A 17,867-nucleotide genomic window follows, 5' to 3' on the forward strand; every position below is an offset into this window, starting at 1 on the left:
AGCTCGTGTCCAAAGGACACGAGCTTTTTTATGACGCTTTTCTTTGTATACTATCTGTGTGATGTGTACCTCTTGCAATACTAATAATATAGCCTATGAAGGCAGCAGCAACTGTTGGAATAAGCCAGCCAAGGCCTTGGCTATAAAGCGGCAAATAGTTTTTGAAAAAATTGTCTATGCTTGTTAGGATAATTCCTGCTGCTTTTAACCCGTCAAAAATGCTCAGAATCGAGCTAATGATTACGGCTGTCACATATACTTCTCGACCAAACGAAATGGCTCTTTCAATTAATGATAAAGCAATTAGCGTAATGGCAATAGGGTATACAAAGGTCAAAATAGGTATGGAAATAGAAATTAATTGAGTAAGCCCTACATTTGAAATAACAGCACTAAACAGCATTAAAATGACAACAAATGTTTTATATGACATGCTTGGCACCAGCTGCGTGAAAAATCGTGCGCAAGCAGAAGTTAATCCGATGGCTGTCGTTAGACAAGCAAATGTAATAGCGAGTCCTAAAATAATGGTGCCAAACGAACCGAATAATGTTGTAGCTACAGCTGTTAAAATAGCTCCTCCATTTTCTTTCATACCAATTGCTTCTACGCTTGAAGCGCCGACATACGCGAGAGAAAGATAAACGATAGCTAACCCAGCAGCAGCAATCAACCCGGCTTTGATACATACCGAAGCAAGTGTTCGTTCGTCCGTTACGCCTTTTTCCTTAATACTGTTGATAACAACGATGCCAAATACGAGAGCTGCAATTGTATCCATTGTCAAATATCCATCAATAAAGCCGCCCGTAAATGGAGAGGCTATATATTTGGCGTGAGGTTCTTGAAAAGAACCCATAGGTGTCATTAAACTTTTGATAGCTAAAAGAGCTAATACTGCGAGCAGTAAAGGAGTTAGAATTTTTCCTATGCGATCAACAATTTTAGTTGGATTCAATGATAAATAAAGTGTTAGGCCAAAGAAAATAACGGTATAGACCATTAAAGGAATCTTGCTTGCAACCGCATTTTCTGATAAAAATGGGGTCACACCGATTTCAAACGCTACCGTATCCGTTCTGGGTATACCAAAAAAAGGGCCAATTGCTAAGTAAAGCAATATAGTAAAAGAAATCCCGAAAATAGGGTGAACTTTTTTAGCTACTTCGGTAAAGTTTCCATTACTTTTAGAAACAGCGATTATCCCCATAAGCGGAAGTCCTACACCTGTAATGAGAAAACCGATAATGGAACTCCAAGTGTGTGTTCCGGCTTGCTGTCCGAGCAAAGGAGGGAAAATCATATTTCCCGCTCCGAAAAAGAGAGCAAACAGCATAAGACCGATGGCAAGTATTTCTTTGTTAGTGAGTGCTTTGGTTTTCATAATGCCTCCTAGTGTTTCTTATGTTGATGATTAAATTTTCTGATTTTTTAAAAACTAAAAGTACGTGATACATACTACCACATTTATGGAATCATATATAGGGTTTTTTGAAAAAATCTAAATAGTTTATTAATAATAAAAGGAACGCCTAATTTAAAAAAATACCAAGGTGTGGTATGATAATACGTTGTTCCGAAAAAATGAAGAAGGGGGCGCGCATCCTTGATTTATTTAGATAATAGCGCTACAACAAAACCCTATAATGAAGTCATACAATCTTTTACCAAAGTAGCTACAACTTATTATGGCAATCCATCGTCCCTCCATCAATTTGGCGTACAGGCGGAGAATTTGTTGAGCCGTTCACGTGAGCAAGTAGCAGAATTGCTGCACGTATCGTCAAATGAAATTATCTTTACATCAGGAGGAACAGAAGGGAATAATTTGGCTATTAAAGGCGTAGCGATGCAATATAAAAGCCGAGGTCAGCATATCATTACGACAAATATTGAACATGATTCCGTTCATGAACCATTTAAGCAGTTAGAAGCACTAGGATTTAACGTTACGTATGTTCCGGTAGATTCAAGTGGATTTGTGTCACCTGCGGCTATTGAATCAGCTATTACGGATGAAACCATTTTAGTATCTGTTATGCATGTAAATAATGAAATTGGCACCATTCAGCCAATTGAAGAAATTGGACAGATGCTCACGAACTATTCGAAGGTGCTTTTTCATGTCGATCATGTGCAGGGGGTTGGAAAAGTTCCGCTTTCTTTAGCAAATCATAAAATTGATTTATGCACATTATCAGGACACAAAATTCACGGCTTAAAAGGAACGGGAATTTTATATAAACGAAATGGAGTTCAGCTTCATCCGTTGCTTAGCGGAGGCTCTCAGGAAATGCAGCATCGATCAGGCACGGAAAATGTTCCGGGAATCGTAGCATTTGCTAAAGCACTTCGTTTAACACTTGAACATGCAGCTCAGAATCAGCAAAAAATGCAGAAAATAAAAGCAGAACTGATGGACAAACTTTCTGCTCACGAAAGAATCACGATTAATACGCCGAATGAGCATTCAGCTCCCCATATTATAAATTTTACAGCGCAAGGTATTAAAGGTGAGGTTTTTGTTCACGCTCTTGAAGAAAAAGGAGTGTTTGTATCAACTACATCTGCCTGCTCATCAAAACGAAAAAAGCCAAGTAAAACGCTTTTAGCTATCGGTAAAAATTACGAAGAAGCCGATCAGTCCATTCGTTTGAGCTTGTCAGGATTAAATGACTATAATGAAGTAACGCCCATTATAAATGCTATTTTCACAGTAATTGAAGATCTAAAGAAAGTAATGAGGTAAATAACTATGATATATAACCATATTTTAATTCGATACGGAGAAATCTCCACTAAAGGACAAAATAGAAAAAAATTTGTTGCGCAGCTAAGAAAAAATATTGTAACGGCTCTTAGTGCATTCCAAAACATTCACGTAAAATACACAAGAGACCGCATGTATATTCACTTAAATGGTGAAAATCACGAGCCTATCATTGAACGTCTTCAGCAAATCTTTGGTATTCAAAGTTTTAGTTTAGCATTAAAAGTTGAAAATGAACTTGAAGCCATTCAAGAAGCAGCGCTAGAAGCAATGAAAGAATTTGATATAGAAGGAAAAACGTTCAAAGTATCTACTCGAAGAGCGTACAAACAATTTCCTCTTGATACAAACGAATTAAATTATGCAGTAGGAAGTCATATTCTACGAAATACAGAGCATCTACAAGTAAATGTAAAAGAGCCAAGCGTAAATGTACGAGTAGAAGTGAGAAGTGAAGCAACGTATATTACATGTTTTGATTATCGCGGAGCAGGGGGTCTTCCAGTTGGTACGAGTGGAAAAGCGATGCTCATGCTTTCTGGAGGAATCGACAGCCCGGTTGCAGGATACTTAGCTATGAAGCGCGGTTTAGAAATAGAAGCGGTTCATTTTTATAGTCCGCCTTTTACAAGTGAACGTTCTAAGCAAAAAGTAATTGATTTAACGCAAAAATTAACGGCTTATCACGAAAAAGTAAAGCTTCACATTGTACCGTTTACAGCTGTACAGCAAGCGATTCAAAAGCAAATTCCAGAGAATTATACCATGACCTCTACACGCCGTATGATGCTTCGAATTACGGACCTTATTCGTGAAAAAAATGAATCGTTAGCTATCGTAACTGGCGACAGCTTAGGGCAAGTAGCTAGTCAAACGGTTGAGAGCATGTATGCGATTAATGAAGTGACGAATACGCCAATTTTGCGTCCGCTTGTGACAATGGATAAAACGGAGATTGTGGAAATTGCCCGTAAAATTGACACACATGAAATTTCGAATCGTCCGTATGAAGACTGCTGTACCATTTTTACGCCAAGCTCACCAAAAACTAAGCCAAAGCGTGAAAAAATAAATCGATACGAACAATTTTATGATTTTGAAACATTAATTCAAGAAGCGGTAAATAATGTAGAAACGCTTGAGATGACAGCTTCTTCGGCTACAAATACCGCAGACAGCGTAGAAGATTTGTTTTAAAAGTAAAATTTCATAAAATTACCAAAAAAATAATGTATGATGCCATGTGTTTTGACACAATCTATATTCAACAAGGAGGTGAAAACACATGGCAAACACAAACAAATTAGTAGCTCCTGGTTCAGCAGCTGCTATCGACCAAATGAAATACGAAATCGCTTCTGAATTCGGTGTAAATCTTGGACCAGAAGCAACAGCTCGCGCTAACGGATCTGTTGGTGGAGAAATCACTAAACGCTTAGTTCAAATGGCTGAGCAACAACTTGGTGGTAAATAAGTCATATTAATTAAATAATGATGGCTAAAAAGAGTGGGGGAAACCTCACTCTTTTGTCTTGTTTGTTTTGTCACGTATAATAGAGACAAGATCAAGCTTTATAAAATAAAGGAGATGTTGGCGATGGGGACTTTATTTTACGGCGGCAAAATATATACGATGCTAAAAGAAGGTGAGCATGTAGAAAGCGTATATGTTGAAAAAGGATTCATTGAAGATATAGGCGCAGAAGAAGATCTAAGAATCAAATGGGGTGCTGAGATTGACAAAGAAGTACACCTCAAAGGACACCCAATGTATCCGGGCTTTGTAGATAGCCATCTTCACTTAATTGGTCACGGTGAAAAGCTTCTTCGGCTTGATTTGTCTCAAGCTACTTCTCGGGAAGACGTGTTGAGGCGTGTTCGACAAAAAGTAGAGAGTACACCAAAAGGAGAATGGGTGATCGGGGAAGGCTGGGATGAAAATCAGTGGGAAGATTCCTCATTGATTCAGTATCAAGATCTTGATCAGCTTTCAACTGAACATCCTATTATGTTGAAGCGAGTTTGTCGTCACGGATTAGTAGCGAACGGAACAGCTCTTAAAATAGCCGGAATTACAGCTGAAACACGTGATCCGGAAGGAGGTATTATCCAGAGGGATGAAGCTGGAAATCCTACCGGTTTTTTGGCTGATCAAGCGCAAGAATTAGTAACGGCTCATATTCCTCAAGTATCAGAAGCATACATTCGACAAGCGCTTTCAGTGGCCATTAAAGATTGTGTTCGGCACGGATTAACGGGTGGACATACGGAAGATTTAAATTATTATGGAGGCTTTCTGCGTACATATCAAGCATTTCAAGACGTTATTCATAAAGAAAAGCAGCTGTTTCGTGCTCATTTACTTGTTCATCATGAAGTTGTAGATGATATGTATACATACTGTGAAGAAAAGAAAGACACATCCGATTTTATCGAAATAGGACCAATGAAGATTTTTGCTGATGGTTCGCTTGGCAGTCAATCTGCGCTTTTAAGCTTTCCCTACAAAAGCGACCCTTCTACAAGAGGTGTAGCTATTCAATCACTAGATGAATTAAAGCAGCTAGTGCGGAAAGCGAGAGAATTGGGCATGACCGTTGCAATTCATGCGATTGGTGATTTAGCGTTTCAATATGTAGTAGAAAGCATCGAGCAATATCCTCCTCAAACAGGGCAAAGAGATCGTATCATTCATGCGCAGATTTTACGAAAAGATTTAGTTGATCTTGTAAAAAATCTTCCTGTTGTATTGGATATTCAGCCTCGATTTTTAGCCAGTGATTTTCCATGGGTTATTGAAAAAATTGGAGAAGAGCATTTGGATTATTGCTATGCGTGGAAAACGTTATTGGACGAGGGCGTTATGTGTGCAGGGGGATCGGATGCGCCTATTGAACCTATCAATCCAATGTTAACGATTCATGCAGCGGTTTCAAGAAAAACTTCTCCAAACAGCTCGGTCGTTTACATACCTTCTGAGCGACTGACTGTATTTGAAGCTGTTCAGCTGTTTACGTTAGGAAGCGCGCAGGCCATTCATCAAGAGCATAAAAAAGGATACGTTCAAAAGGGTTATGTAGCTGATTTTACCGTATTAGAAAGAGATCTGTTTGAGATACCTGCAGATGATATTCCATGGGTACGGGTGCAGATGACTGCTATTGATGGAGAAATTGTATATCAAAAATAAAAAGCGCCCAAGGGCGCTTTTTGTTATAGAAATGTACGCTTAACTCGTTGCCAGAAAGAGTTATCTTTCAGCTTAACCGTTTTAATTTGACGGTCGCTTAAACGAATTTGAACTTGATCAACTTGACGTGCATTTAATGCTTCGTTATCTATTCCAATAATTGGATTGTGGTTGTTGTCATTGGATAGTTTTAAAGTGAGCGTATGCTCAGCGCTTAGGATGAATGAAGATCCTAATGTACGATAGTTATTATTATTTAACGATGCTAATTCGCTGACTTGCATACAAGGAATTAACGGATCAACTACGGCTCCATTTACCGATTTATTATAAGCCGTACTGCCTGTTGGTGTTGAAATAATCATCCCATCCCCACGGAATGTTTCAAAGTGATTTTCGTTAATAAAAACATCTAGACTGAATGTTTTTATAACACCTGATCGAATGGAACATTCATTTAAGCAATAAAAAGAAGTTCCTTGATCAATTTGAGTTTGTAAAACGGGAAATCGACGTACTTCTATATTTTCTGTTGTAATAGCTTCAATCATTTTATCCGTTTCATCAATATGAAAATCGCAGTAAAAGCTTAGCTGATCTGAAGTTGTGACACCAGCATATAAGCAGTCATCTCGAAAGCCAGATTGACGGACAGCCTGCAAGAAAGCTCCGTCACCGCCAATACTTACAATGATGTTAGCGCTGTCGAAATGGTCTACTACATGAAAATCATATTGTTTTGCAAGTTCAATAAGTGGACTTACGAGCGTCTTTGTTTCCTGGTTTTTTGGATGAAAGAAATAAACGTTGCGACGATTTGGCATAGATAGTTCCCCCTTGTTTGTCTGATATGTAAAATATTAGCGATAAAGTAAACTTTTTAAAAAAAGTTTGTTACAATAATTATAGCATTATTGCTTTAAAAATTAAAAGAATAATCTTTTAATTCTGACACCTAAAAAGGAGGATTTTCATGAACAAAAAAAGGTGGATTGCTCTTTTGATTGCGGCCTGCTTATTCATTTTCTCTGCGATTGTTAATGTTGGTTTTTCAGTCAAAGAAGAAAAAGATGACGGTCTGGCAGGCATATTTGGAGGAGACGACAGTGAACTATCAGAAACAGTTATCGAAAAAGGGAATGCAGCTAAGAAAATTGCAGTACTAGAGGTCAATGGAACGATTCAAGATACAGGAAGCGGTTCCTCTCCGCTTATGTCTCAAAATGGTTATAACCACCAAGCATTTTTAAAGCAGCTAGAGGCTGCAAAAAATGATAAGGCAGTTAAAGGAGTCATTATTAAGGTGAATTCACCGGGCGGGGGCGTCGTTGAAAGTGCTGAAATACATAAAAAAATTGAAGAGCTGAAGAAAGACACGAAAAAGCCAGTTTATATTTCAATGGGATCAATGGCTGCTTCAGGAGGCTATTACATTTCAACAGCTGCTACTAAAATCTATGCAATCCCTGACACTTTAACAGGTTCACTAGGTGTAATTATGCAAAGCGTTAACTATGGCAAGCTGGCGGATAAACTAGGAGTAGAATCTGTTGTTATTAAAAGCGGGGCTCATAAAGATATTATGTCTCCAACAAGAGAAATGACCGGAGAAGAAAAAGAAATTATGCAAACACTTGTAGACAACTCGTATGATGGTTTCGTCAATGTTATCTCTGAGGGACGCCACTTGTCTAAAGAAAAAGTGCGTTCTATTGCAGATGGACGAGTGTACGATGGACGTCAGGCTAAAGAGCTGAAGCTGGTCGATCAACTAGGCTATTTTGAAGATACGGTAAAAGGAATGGAGAAAGATTACAAGTTAAAAGGTGCACAAGTAATTCAATACAATCAAGGATTCGGACTGCCTTCTTGGCTTTCAATGAGCATGCAAAAAGTAATTGGTGGAGATGAACAAGTTACCGCAATGTTAAAAACATTTGCGCAGCCAAGCTCTCCGCGCTTGATGTATTTATATGCAGAATAGAGGTGGGAACATGGAAAATCAATCTCATTCAACCGAATCAAACGACACTATAAAACATGAGCCAGCGGTAAGTGCTCCAATAGGTAGTGAATTCCATTATGCAGGCTTTTGGATGCGCTTTTGGGCATATCTTTTGGATCTAGCTGTAGTAGCTAGCTTGAACTCCCTGCTGATCAAACCCATTTTCCATTTAGCAGATATTCCTCAAGGGGATGGATTTTTTTCTCCCTATACGATTGTGACGGTGATTATCTTTTATGGTTATTTTGTTTTAATGACCAAGTATTTTGGACAAACGCTTGGAAAGATGGTGTTTGGGCTTAAAGTAGTATCACTGAAAGACTCCACTTTAACTTGGCCTGTTGTGCTGTTTCGTGAAGGAATTGGACGTTATATTTCTAAAACAGTTTTTTTACTTGGCTATTTGTTAGTTGCTTTTTTACCTAAAAAGCAAGGAGCGCATGATTACTATGCAGATACAACCGTTATACATGAAGGTACAATAAGCAGATAATAAAAAGAAGCTGGGGCAAAAGTATTTAGACGAATTGAAAACCGAACCATTGATCAAGATTTTTGATTAGTGGTTCGGTTTTTTTGTTAGGGTAAACGTAGGTTTCATTTATGTAGATCTTTCTAGCAGCTGATTGGATTCATTTCGTTATGTCTCAACCTCTTTTTATTGTTTTCATAAGGTTTAATATTCTGTGTTTTGGAGATAATGTGAAGCTAAGAAGGAGTGAAGGATGTGCTATGGCTTTTATGGATATTGCTAGCACTTTTAATTGTTATTGTACTTATTGTATGGACAAAAATCACGCTATTTGTAGAGCTTCATCATGTCCGAGATAACGATTATTACAGAGTGAGACTCAGGGCTTGGTTTGGTCTTATTCGCTATACATATGAAATTCCGGTAGTGAAAGTAAAAAAAGATTCTCCTCGTTTGCTTGTTGAAAAGAAGAAAGGAATGGGTGATCAAGGAAAAGAAGACGAGAATTCATGGAGTGATTATTCTGTAGAAGACGGGTTAAGCATGTTAGAAAATGCGAAGCAATTCCTTGAACAGGTAGTCGGTTTTCATAAAATTTTTCGTCGTTTCTTACAGAAAGTGACGGTAAGGGATATTAAATGGCACAGCCGTTTCGGCTTAGGTGATGCTGCGTTAACAGGCGTACTTACCGGGGCTGTATGGTCTGCAAAGGGGGGCATAGTTGGTATAATCAGCCGTTATATGAAACTAAAAGATATGCCTGTAATGAGCGTTACTCCTGTATTTCAACATCTTTGGTCAGAAACGGTATTTGAGTGCATAATTTCTTTTCGAGTTGGTCAAGCTATTCTAGTAGGTTTACGGACCTTGAGATACTGGCGGCATACGTCCAAAAAGCGTCGCAAAAGATGGAAGTCGTCAAATAAGAACAAGACACACTCTGTGAAAACATAAGGAGGTTATCTTAATGGCAGAACATCCAATTAAAAGTTTAATGTCGACAGCTATGGAAAATTTAAAGGAAATGATTGATGTTAATACAATCATTGGTGATCCCGTAGAAACACCTGATGGCAGCGTTATTTTAACTGTCTCAAAAGTAGGTTTTGGCTTTGCAGCGGGCGGAAGCGAGTTTGGAGTAGAAGGGCATGCGCCATCTTCTCCAGGGCAGCATCAGCAAGAATCAGGTCATCCATTTGGCGGAGGTAGCGGTGGCGGTGTATCAATTACGCCAATTGCCTTTTTAATTGTGAGTGGAAGCGGAATTAAAATGCTTCACCTTAATGAAAGTACACATTTATATGAAAAGATTTTAGATACAGCACCTCAAGCAATTGAACGCGTGCAGCAAATGTTCAAGCGAAATAACCATCAGCAGGATCATCATAATCAACAAAATCAGCATCATGACGGTGCAAATGATTTTAATTTGTAGGGATAAAATAAAGCTTTGCTTGCTTCTTTGAACGATAAAAGAAGCAAGCAAAGCCTTTTTTTATTGGGCATGTTTTCTAGCATATAGCGTTATAGTATGTATGTCATTTAATTGCAATATAGAGACAGACAAGCTAATATGAACAGTGTACATACTTATTTAAAGGAGGAATTATTCGTGACTAAATTTAAAGGTAACGATGTAACATTATTAGGAAATCAAGTAAAGGTTGGAGACAAGGCGCCAAACTTTACCGTTTTAGCAAATGATTTATCAGAAGTAACGCTTGACAGTACAAAGGGTTCTGTTCGCCTAATCAGTGTAGTTCCTTCTATTGATACTGGAGTTTGTGATGCGCAAACTCGCCGCTTCAACGAAGAAGCAGCTAAATTAGATAACGTAAAAGTATTAACAGTGAGCGTAGATTTACCGTTTGCTCAAAAGCGCTGGTGTGGTGCTAATGGCATTGATAATGTTCAAACATTATCTGACCACCGCGACTTATCTTTCGGCGAAGCATATGGTGTAGCTATTCAAGAATTACGCTTATTGGCTCGTTCAATCTTTGTAGTAGACTCAAATGACAACGTAACGTATGTTGAGTACTTACCAGAAGTAACTGAGCATCCGAACTACGAAGCAGCAATCGAAGCAGCTAAAGCAGCTAAGTAAGATTGTCGATGGCGTTCGGCAGAAGGCGGAAAACAATGTTTTTCGCCTTCTTTGTGTTTTAAGAAGCTTTTATGATAAAATATGATGTTCCAAATAGGACGTTTACTCATTTATATAGATATCATTTCATTACACAGGAGGCAGAATATGAGTCAATTAGCTAGTATGGAAAAGCTATTTGGTGTAATTGATCAAACAGCTATTATTTTAAGAAAAGAACTAAACTGCGTATATTTAGAAGCAGTAGCTGAAACGGGAGAAAACTTGTTTCAAGGAACTATTTTGCAAGAAGAGCTAGATGAGGTAACCAAAAAACGTTTAAAAAAAGAATACGATTCAATCACGCTTGATCATTTTGAAAAAGAAACGATTCGAAAAGCATATCAGCTAGCTATTTTAAAAGGGATGAAAGAAGCAGTTCAGCCTAACCACCAAATGACCCCTGATGCTGTAGGACTATTTGTCAGCTACTTAGTTGGAAAATTCATGGAAGGAAAAGATAAGTATACGCTTTTAGATCCAGCAGTAGGAGCTGGAAACTTATTAACAACCATTTTAAATACACACGCTGCGTCAATTGAACATGTATACGGTGTAGATGTGGATGATTTATTACTTCAACTGACATATGTAAATGCAAACTTACAGAAGCACGGCGTTCAATTATTTAATCAAGACAGCTTACAGCCGCTTTTTATTGATCCTGTTGATTTAGTTGTCTGTGACCTGCCGGTTGGTTATTATCCAAACGATGAAGGGGCAAAAGAGTATAAAGTAAGAGCTGAAGAAGGTCATACCTATGCTCATCACTTATTCATTGAACAAAGCTTGCGCCATGTAAAAGACGGAGGATACGTAGTAGCTCTTATTCCAAATAACTTGTTCGAATCTGAACAGTCTCATTTATTACAGCCGCTGCTAAAAGAGGAAGCAATCGTTCAAGGAATCGTTCAGCTGCCGCTTTCAATGTTCAAACAAGAGCAGGCTGCTAAGAGTATTATCATTCTTCAAAAGCAAGGAGAAGGGGTAACGGCACCTGAGAACGCGCTGCTTGTGAATTTGCCGAAGTTCAGTAATCGAGAAGCAATGAGTGATATTATGGCTCAAATGGACCAATGGTTTCGCGTTAATAAAAAGTAAGTCTTTTTCGAAAATAATGAATATTTGCCGGTAGCGTTTTCATGATGTATAGCTCTTGAAATCTATTGTCGTGAATGATTAAATGAATAAGGATAGAAATCGTGTCGAAATGCATAGAATATTGTAGAGATTACACTTTTATGTTCTGTTCGTTATGTTTATGATGCACGTATAATAAAGAAGGAGCTGTTTTTTTATGTCAAAAATCATGGCAATCAACGCCGGCAGTTCTTCACTTAAGTTTCAATTATTTGAAATGCCAAGTGAGACGGTATTAACAAAAGGTTTAGTAGAACGAATTGGTTTAGATAACGCTGTTTTCACGATCTCGGTAAATGGTGAAAAACAAACGGATATTACAGAAATCCCTGACCATGCTGTTGCAGTTAAAATTTTAGTTGAAAAGTTACTTTCTCAAAACATCATTCAATCATACGATGAAATCACTGGTGTAGGTCACCGTGTCGTACACGGCGGAGAGAAATTTGCTGACTCTGTTTTAATCACAGATGAAACACTAGCGGAAATTGAAGCTTTATCTGATTTAGCACCGCTTCACAACCCAGCAAACATTGTGGGAATTAAAGCGTTCCAAGATATTCTTCCAAATGTTCCAGCTGTAGCAGTCTTCGATACAGCATTCCATCAAACAATGCCAGAAAAATCATTCTTGTACAGCTTACCGTACGAGTACTATGAAAAGTATGGCGTTCGTAAATACGGTTTCCACGGCACATCTCATAAATATGTTTCTGAGCGTGCAGCTGAGCTTCTTGGACGCCCAATTGAACAATTACGCTTAATCTCTTGTCACTTAGGTAACGGTGCAAGTATCGCTGCAATTGAAGGCGGAAAGTCAATTGATACATCAATGGGCTTCACACCATTAGCTGGTGTAGCAATGGGAACTCGTTCAGGTAACATTGACCCTGCATTAATTCCATTTATTATGGAGAAAACAGGAAAAACTGCTGACGAAGTATTAAATGTATTAAATAAAGAAAGTGGTCTTTTAGGTGTATCTGGTATTTCTAGTGACCTACGTGATCTAATCAAAGCAAGCGCTGAAGGCAATGAACGCGCTGAAACAGCACTTGAAGTATTTGCTAGCCGTATTCATAAATATATCGGTTCTTATGCTGCTCGTATGTCTGGTGTAGATGCAATCATCTTCACAGCAGGTATTGGAGAAAACAGTGATGTTGTACGTGCTCGCGTTCTTCGTGGTTTAGAGTTCATGGGCGTTTATTGGGATCCAGCTTTAAATAGTGTACAAGGAGAAGAAGCATTTATTAGCTACCCTCATTCTCCAGTTAAAGTTATGGTTATTCCTACAGACGAAGAAGTTATGATTGCACGTGACGTTACTCGTTTAGCGAATATTTAAGTTCATAAAGTGCCTCTTCAATGCATGAATTCTCATAAATTGTCAGGCAAACTAACGAAAAGCTGATTTCCTTGTTAGGAAATCAGCTTTTTTATATAGCGTAAGGAGCTGACGGTTGAAAGAAGGTTTACAACGTATAGAAGAAAGAAATAATATAGGAAGCAAAATGTAACGGATGCATTATTTGTTATAATAAAAATAAAACTACTTATTTCTTGAAAGGGTGACATGATGATATTAACGAATCGCGAAGAACAGCTTTTGGAAGAAATCTATAAATGGGAAGAGAGCTTACAGAGCGTAGAAGCAACTGAGATGGAGTTATTGTACGAAGAATGGTTAGAAAAAGGGCTTAACTTAATTCCTGCTTCTGTTCGTGAGACCTATTTACATAAAATTGATGAGGGACTCTTTCAGTTAACTGCATTAATTCAAGGTACGGAAATGCAAACTCAAGCGACAAAACGAATTATTGAAACCGCCCGTGTATTCAAAGAAGATATCACAGATCTGTCAGAAATGAATTCCCTTCAAGTAGATCAGCTTTCTTATATATGCGAACAGCAAATGGCCAAGCTGCGGTTGTATGCGCTGAGTCAAGGAGCACTTTCAGGAACCGGCCAATCGCTGCTAGTCGGTATTGATATACCCGCTGTTTTATGCATGAATATTCAAGCGGTGCAACAGGCAGCAATGAGCTACGGCTATCATATCCAGACTCCTTCAGAGCTTATGCTAACGCTAAAAGTTTTTCATGCAGCAACGTTACCTAGACACCTTCAGGCTGAGGGGTGGCATCAATTAAAGAGTGAGCTAAGCCAAGAATTTGACCCGTATTTTTATGAAGGTGTTGATCAAATTGTAGATAAGACGTGGCTGCAAAAAATCGTTGTGCAAATTGGAAAAACGCTAGCTATATTTGCTGCGAAGCGAAAAGTTTATAATCGTTTGCCAATTGTGAGTATGATGGTTGGCGGAGGGATGAATTATCGAATGGCCAAACAAGTGACAGATTATGCGAAGCGCTTTTACCAATACCGCTATTTGCTGGATAAGAAAAACGAGTCTCATTAATTTTTCATGAGACTCGTTTTTTTGTCTATCCGTGAACTTTTTTTGATATTTCCTCATTTGTTCGATACCAAATCCACAAATCATTAATAATAGAAGCAAGTTCTCCTATCTCGCTATTTAATTCACAGGAGCGGATAAAATTAGTCTCATCTTCTAACGCCGCTTGTTTTTGATTAATTCTCTTTTCTACAGATTGAATTTTGTCTGGAATTTGCCCTCGAATGGATTCCCATGTTAGGAGGATATCCTGCTGAACTTTTTCAGAATAGAATGTCCATTCTCTTTCAAGAGCAGGAATTTTTATACCGAGTCTGTTATCATAAGTAAAAAAGCGCTCCATTTTTTCACCTCTTCCCTTCCATTTTATACAATGACAAAAGCCAGAGCTACTTTAAGTGAAAAATAAATCATTTATACTTGATTTATGCATATAAATATACAATGCATTTAAGGCAGGAATATTCATTCACGTCTATTTTTACAGTATTTTAAAAGCTTTTATCCTATTAAATTAAAAAAAACGTGAATTTATATACTTTTTTTTGAATAACTATTGAAAATAGATTAAAAAGTTGTTAAAGTAATAGTAGATTAAATGAATAAAAATTAAAACGGTTGTATTAATATATATATAATTTGTAGGAGGAATAGATGATGAGTAATCCAAAAGTTGTTTTAGCATATTCCGGAGGTTTAGATACATCAGTTGCAATTAAATGGTTACAAGAAAAAGGGTACGATGTGGTGGCTTGCTGTTTAGACGTAGGCGAAGGAAAAGATTTAAAATTCGTTAAAGAAAAAGCCTTAACAGTTGGAGCGGTATCGTCATATGTGATTGATGCAAAAGAAGAATATGCTAATACATTTGCATTAGCAGCACTTCAAGCACACACGTTATATGAAGGAAAATATCCATTAGTATCTGCACTATCTAGACCGCTAATCGCTAAAAAGCTTGTAGAAGTAGCAGAACAAGAAAATGCAGTAGCTGTCGCACATGGATGTACGGGAAAAGGAAATGACCAAGTGCGTTTCGAAGTATCAATTAAAGCATTAAATCCACACTTAGAAGTTTTAGCTCCTGTTCGTGACTGGAAATGGTCTCGTGAAGAAGAAATCGAGTATGCAAAAGAAAAGAATATTCCAATTCCAATTAACTTAGACAGCCCATTTTCAATTGACCAAAACTTATGGGGAAGAAGTAACGAGTGCGGCGTTCTTGAAGATCCTTGGGCAGCTCCACCTGAAGAAGCATATGACCTAACGGCTTCTCTTGAAAATACTCCGGACACAGCCGATGTAGTAGAAATTGAATTCGTTGAAGGTGTTCCAGTAGCATTAAATGGTCAATCTTATACGCTAGCTCAGTTAATTCTAGAATTGAATGAAATTGCAGGTAAGCACGGAGTGGGACGTATTGATCATGTAGAAAACCGTCTTGTGGGAATCAAATCACGTGAAGTATATGAGTGTCCAGCTGCTATGACATTAATCAAAGCACACAAAGAGCTTGAAGATTTAACATTAGTGAAAGAAGTCGCGCACTTCAAACCAGTGATTGAGAAAAAATTAACAGAAGTTATCTATGAGGGTTTATGGTTCTCTCCATTAACAAATTCCCTGCTTGCATTCTTAAAAGACACGCAGCAATATGTGAACGGAACAGTGAGAGTAAAATTATTTAAAGGGCATGCTATCGTAGAGGGACGTAAATCTCCTAATTCTTTATACAATGAAAAACTTGCAACATATACAAAAGAAGATGAATTTGATCACAATGCAGCAGTTGGTTTTATCTCATTATGGGGTCTTCCAACACAAGTGAGCAGCATGGTAAATCAAAAGAAGGTGACAACGGTATGACCAAACTTTGGGGAGGGCGTTTTACGAAACGCCCTGAACAATGGATTGACGAGTTCGGTGCGTCCATTTCATTTGATCAGCATCTTGTAGAAGAAGATATTGAAGGCAGTTTAGCACATGTAACAATGCTTGAGAAATGCAGCATTCTTTCTGGAGATGAAGCGTCACAAATTAAAAAAGGCCTTCAAACACTGCTTGAAAAAGCTAAGAAGAAAGAATTAACATTTTCTGCTCAATATGAAGATATTCATTTGAATTTAGAAAAGCTATTAATTGATGAAATTGGTCCGGTTGGAGGTAAGCTTCATACGGGTCGAAGCCGTAATGATCAAGTTGCTACAGATATGCACTTATATTTAAAAAAGCATGTTCAGCAAATTGTAGGACTGATCGAAAATCTAGAAGATGTGCTGCTTACAAAAGCAGATCAGCATGTCGAAACTATTTTTCCAGGCTACACACATTTACAGCGCGCGCAGCCGGTTTCTTTTGCTCATCATCTAATGGCTTATGTTTCAATGTTTAAGCGTGATGCTGAGCGTTATGCGGAATCACTAAAGCGTATTGATTTATCTCCTTTAGGAGCAGGAGCTTTAGCTGGTACGACATTTCCAATTGATCGTCATTACAGCGCGGAGCTTCTAGGCTTTAATGGAATTTATCAAAACAGTATGGATGCTGTCAGCGACCGTGACTTTATTTTAGAGTTTTTAAGCAACAGTTCTATTTTAATGATGCATTTATCTCGTTTTTGTGAAGAGTTAATTTTATGGTCTAGTCAAGAGTTTCAATTTATTGAAATGGATGATACGTATGCAACTGGCAGCAGTATTATGCCTCAAAAGAAAAATCCTGATATGGCAGAGTTAATTCGTGGTAAAACAGGACGAGTATATGGTCATTTATTTAGCTTGTTGACTGTGTTAAAAGGCACGCCTTTAACATACAACAAAGACTTGCAAGAAGATAAAGAAGGCATGTTCGATACGGTTACAACGATTGAAGGCTGCTTAACAATCTTTGCTGGCATGATTGAAACAATGACAGTAAAAACAAATGTTATGGAAAAAGCTACGAAACAAGATTTTTCAAATGCAACGGAGTTAGCTGACTATCTTGCTGCAAAAGGTATGCCGTTTCGTGAAGCACATGAAGTGGTTGGGAAACTAGTTCTCGTTTGTATTCAGAAAAATATCTACCTAATGGATTTGCCGCTCGAGCAATATAAAGAAGCGTCAGATTTATTTGAGGAAGACATCTACCATGTATTAAGTCCAAAAACAGCTGTTAATCGCCGCAATAGCGCGGGAGGAACAGGGTTTGAACAAGTGAAAAAAGCAATTCAGCTAGCTAAAGATGAATTGCATGAAAAAGCTTCAATATAAAACAGTTTTCAAAACGTCCGCAGAAAATTCTGCGGGCGTTTTTTGATGTGAGATAAATGGTATAACTAGAGCAATTAAGAAGAAAATAGAAAAGATCATGTAAGGGATTATGAAATAAAGTTCACATTTGTAAAGAAAATAGAGTGAAAAAGGAGAAGTGACATATGAAAGACAAAAAACATCCGCAGCATGTATATGAATATGATTTTGAAGGAGAAAAAGAGACATCAAGACAGCTAATGGATTCTTATTCAAGCGGCGTTATTGGCGATGCTATGGCTTCTGTAGTTGAAAATCCAGAAGCACAGAGTGATAACGAACTATATGAATAACTACATGCATATACTGTATATAGACTAAGAAAAGCAGGATTATGCTGAGCTCTATCGAAAGGTAACGTCATAGTAAATCCGGTTTTCTAAAGGATTTGGTGTGGCGTTCTTTTTTCAGTTAATCACTGATATAAGAAAAGAG

At 37.9% G+C, this 17,867-nt stretch carries 18 protein-coding genes; 15 read left to right on the forward strand and 3 right to left on the reverse strand.

Annotated elements, in window-relative coordinates; all coding sequences use genetic code 11:
* Positions 1–28: 28 nt before the first annotated feature.
* Entirely contained in the window at positions 29–1,384 is a 1,356-nt protein-coding gene (brnQ, locus tag ACNHOZ_RS00585; RefSeq protein WP_014458014.1) for a branched-chain amino acid transport system II carrier protein, read from the reverse strand.
* 222 nt (positions 1,385–1,606) lie between these two features.
* On the opposite strand from brnQ, the gene ACNHOZ_RS00590 reads away from it, so the two are divergent.
* The 4 genes from ACNHOZ_RS00590 to ACNHOZ_RS00605 all read left to right on the forward strand — a co-directional run bounded on the left by ACNHOZ_RS00590 (position 1,607) and on the right by ACNHOZ_RS00605 (position 5,960).
* A complete protein-coding gene (locus tag ACNHOZ_RS00590) occupies positions 1,607–2,749 on the forward strand; it encodes a cysteine desulfurase family protein (RefSeq protein ID WP_014458015.1) in 1,143 nt (380 codons plus the stop codon).
* A 6-nt stretch (positions 2,750–2,755) separates the two neighbouring features.
* A complete protein-coding gene (gene thiI, locus ACNHOZ_RS00595; protein ID WP_014458016.1) occupies positions 2,756–3,967 on the forward strand; it encodes a tRNA uracil 4-sulfurtransferase ThiI in 1,212 nt (403 codons plus the stop codon).
* An 88-nt stretch (positions 3,968–4,055) separates the two neighbouring features.
* On the forward strand, positions 4,056–4,244 hold the full coding sequence (locus ACNHOZ_RS00600; protein WP_013059477.1) for an alpha/beta-type small acid-soluble spore protein: 189 nt from the start codon (positions 4,056–4,058) through the stop codon (positions 4,242–4,244).
* A 123-nt stretch (positions 4,245–4,367) separates the two neighbouring features.
* Entirely contained in the window at positions 4,368–5,960 is a 1,593-nt protein-coding gene (locus tag ACNHOZ_RS00605) for an amidohydrolase (RefSeq protein ID WP_048019686.1), read from the forward strand.
* Between the two features lie 23 nt (positions 5,961–5,983).
* On the opposite strand, the gene ACNHOZ_RS00610 is transcribed toward ACNHOZ_RS00605, so the two are convergent.
* Positions 5,984–6,784: an NAD kinase gene (locus ACNHOZ_RS00610; protein WP_048019687.1), complete on the reverse strand. Its 801-nt coding sequence runs from the start codon at positions 6,782–6,784 to the stop codon at positions 5,984–5,986.
* A 149-nt stretch (positions 6,785–6,933) separates the two neighbouring features.
* On the opposite strand from ACNHOZ_RS00610, the gene sppA reads away from it, so the two are divergent.
* From sppA to ACNHOZ_RS00650, 8 genes are all read left to right on the forward strand, one after another.
* Positions 6,934–7,944 (forward strand): signal peptide peptidase SppA, encoded by a 1,011-nt coding sequence (gene sppA / locus ACNHOZ_RS00615; RefSeq protein WP_028411801.1) that lies wholly within the window; start codon positions 6,934–6,936, stop codon positions 7,942–7,944.
* A 10-nt stretch (positions 7,945–7,954) separates the two neighbouring features.
* On the forward strand, positions 7,955–8,458 hold the full coding sequence (locus ACNHOZ_RS00620) for an RDD family protein (protein WP_033579607.1): 504 nt from the start codon (positions 7,955–7,957) through the stop codon (positions 8,456–8,458).
* Between the two features lie 234 nt (positions 8,459–8,692).
* Positions 8,693–9,391, forward strand: coding sequence for a DUF2953 domain-containing protein (locus tag ACNHOZ_RS00625; protein ID WP_028411799.1), 699 nt, complete (start codon positions 8,693–8,695; stop codon positions 9,389–9,391).
* A 13-nt stretch (positions 9,392–9,404) separates the two neighbouring features.
* Positions 9,405–9,872 carry a GerW family sporulation protein gene (gene ytfJ / locus ACNHOZ_RS00630; protein ID WP_028411798.1) on the forward strand — a complete coding sequence of 156 codons (468 nt, stop codon included), beginning with the start codon at positions 9,405–9,407 and terminating at the stop codon, positions 9,870–9,872.
* A 138-nt stretch (positions 9,873–10,010) separates the two neighbouring features.
* Complete coding sequence (gene tpx, locus ACNHOZ_RS00635) at positions 10,011–10,544, forward strand: thiol peroxidase (protein ID WP_045291207.1); 534 nt, start codon at positions 10,011–10,013, stop codon at positions 10,542–10,544.
* A 147-nt stretch (positions 10,545–10,691) separates the two neighbouring features.
* Positions 10,692–11,684 (forward strand): class I SAM-dependent methyltransferase, encoded by a 993-nt coding sequence (locus tag ACNHOZ_RS00640; RefSeq protein WP_048019688.1) that lies wholly within the window; start codon positions 10,692–10,694, stop codon positions 11,682–11,684.
* A 196-nt stretch (positions 11,685–11,880) separates the two neighbouring features.
* The gene (locus ACNHOZ_RS00645) at positions 11,881–13,071 is read left to right on the forward strand and encodes an acetate kinase (protein WP_013059468.1); all 1,191 of its coding nucleotides are present in this window, start codon (positions 11,881–11,883) and stop codon (positions 13,069–13,071) included.
* A gap of 231 nt (positions 13,072–13,302) precedes the next feature.
* A complete protein-coding gene (locus ACNHOZ_RS00650; RefSeq protein WP_028411795.1) occupies positions 13,303–14,145 on the forward strand; it encodes an EcsC family protein in 843 nt (280 codons plus the stop codon).
* Positions 14,146–14,170: 25 nt separating this feature from the next.
* On the opposite strand, the gene ACNHOZ_RS00655 is transcribed toward ACNHOZ_RS00650, so the two are convergent.
* On the reverse strand, positions 14,171–14,485 hold the full coding sequence (locus ACNHOZ_RS00655; RefSeq protein WP_028411794.1) for a hypothetical protein: 315 nt from the start codon (positions 14,483–14,485) through the stop codon (positions 14,171–14,173).
* Between the two features lie 314 nt (positions 14,486–14,799).
* On the opposite strand from ACNHOZ_RS00655, the gene ACNHOZ_RS00660 reads away from it, so the two are divergent.
* From ACNHOZ_RS00660 to ACNHOZ_RS00670, 3 genes are all read left to right on the forward strand, one after another.
* Positions 14,800–16,008 carry an argininosuccinate synthase gene (locus ACNHOZ_RS00660; protein ID WP_033579611.1) on the forward strand — a complete coding sequence of 403 codons (1,209 nt, stop codon included), beginning with the start codon at positions 14,800–14,802 and terminating at the stop codon, positions 16,006–16,008.
* Entirely contained in the window at positions 16,005–17,393 is a 1,389-nt protein-coding gene (gene argH / locus ACNHOZ_RS00665; RefSeq protein ID WP_014458026.1) for an argininosuccinate lyase, read from the forward strand. Before ACNHOZ_RS00660 ends, argH begins: the two co-directional genes overlap by 4 nt.
* A 164-nt stretch (positions 17,394–17,557) precedes the next feature.
* The gene (locus ACNHOZ_RS00670; RefSeq protein ID WP_013059463.1) at positions 17,558–17,725 is read left to right on the forward strand and encodes a hypothetical protein; all 168 of its coding nucleotides are present in this window, start codon (positions 17,558–17,560) and stop codon (positions 17,723–17,725) included.
* Positions 17,726–17,867 lie beyond the last annotated feature (142 nt).

The sequence above is a fragment of the Priestia sp. D51 genome (assembly GCF_053345675.1).

Excerpts from the sequence above, each read along its gene's own strand:
- brnQ (WP_014458014.1), bottom strand. The coding sequence starts at position 1,384 with ATGAAAACCAAAGCACTCACTAACAAAGAAATACTTGCCATCGGTCTT.
- thiI (WP_014458016.1), top strand. The coding sequence starts at position 2,756 with ATGATATATAACCATATTTTAATTCGATACGGAGAAATCTCCACTAAA.
- ACNHOZ_RS00600 (WP_013059477.1), top strand. The coding sequence starts at position 4,056 with ATGGCAAACACAAACAAATTAGTAGCTCCTGGTTCAGCAGCTGCTATC.
- ACNHOZ_RS00605 (WP_048019686.1), top strand. The coding sequence starts at position 4,368 with ATGGGGACTTTATTTTACGGCGGCAAAATATATACGATGCTAAAAGAA.
- ACNHOZ_RS00610 (WP_048019687.1), bottom strand. The coding sequence starts at position 6,784 with ATGCCAAATCGTCGCAACGTTTATTTCTTTCATCCAAAAAACCAGGAA.
- sppA (WP_028411801.1), top strand. The coding sequence starts at position 6,934 with ATGAACAAAAAAAGGTGGATTGCTCTTTTGATTGCGGCCTGCTTATTC.
- ACNHOZ_RS00620 (WP_033579607.1), top strand. The coding sequence starts at position 7,955 with ATGGAAAATCAATCTCATTCAACCGAATCAAACGACACTATAAAACAT.
- ytfJ (WP_028411798.1), top strand. The coding sequence starts at position 9,405 with ATGGCAGAACATCCAATTAAAAGTTTAATGTCGACAGCTATGGAAAAT.
- tpx (WP_045291207.1), top strand. The coding sequence starts at position 10,011 with ATGAACAGTGTACATACTTATTTAAAGGAGGAATTATTCGTGACTAAA.
- ACNHOZ_RS00640 (WP_048019688.1), top strand. The coding sequence starts at position 10,692 with ATGAGTCAATTAGCTAGTATGGAAAAGCTATTTGGTGTAATTGATCAA.
- ACNHOZ_RS00645 (WP_013059468.1), top strand. The coding sequence starts at position 11,881 with ATGTCAAAAATCATGGCAATCAACGCCGGCAGTTCTTCACTTAAGTTT.
- ACNHOZ_RS00650 (WP_028411795.1), top strand. The coding sequence starts at position 13,303 with ATGATATTAACGAATCGCGAAGAACAGCTTTTGGAAGAAATCTATAAA.
- ACNHOZ_RS00655 (WP_028411794.1), bottom strand. The coding sequence starts at position 14,485 with ATGGAGCGCTTTTTTACTTATGATAACAGACTCGGTATAAAAATTCCT.
- ACNHOZ_RS00660 (WP_033579611.1), top strand. The coding sequence starts at position 14,800 with ATGAGTAATCCAAAAGTTGTTTTAGCATATTCCGGAGGTTTAGATACA.
- argH (WP_014458026.1), top strand. The coding sequence starts at position 16,005 with ATGACCAAACTTTGGGGAGGGCGTTTTACGAAACGCCCTGAACAATGG.
- ACNHOZ_RS00670 (WP_013059463.1), top strand. The coding sequence starts at position 17,558 with ATGAAAGACAAAAAACATCCGCAGCATGTATATGAATATGATTTTGAA.